The 205-nt window shown below is 67.8% G+C and carries 1 protein-coding gene; it reads left to right on the plus strand.

Annotated elements, in window-relative coordinates; all coding sequences use genetic code 11:
• The coding region (locus IH54_RS0139110) for an ATP/GTP-binding protein (protein ID WP_031526510.1) at positions 1-205 on the plus strand (205 nt) is incomplete at both ends.

A 205-nucleotide genomic window follows, 5' to 3' on the forward strand; every position in this document is an offset into this window, starting at 1 on the left:
GGCCGTCATGACCTCCGCGTCGGCCGGCATCGACGACCTCAGCCACGTCCAGGACAAGACCACCACCACGGTCGCCATGGACTTCGGCCGCATCACGCTGGACCAGGACCTGATCCTCTACCTGTTCGGCACCCCCGGCCAGGACCGCTTCTGGTTCATGTGGGACGACCTGGTACGCGGCGCGATCGGCGCCGTCGTCCTCGTC

The sequence above is a fragment of the Streptomyces sp. NRRL F-5123 genome, from assembly GCF_000721495.1.
Classification (GTDB): Bacteria; Actinomycetota; Actinomycetes; order Streptomycetales; family Streptomycetaceae; genus Actinacidiphila.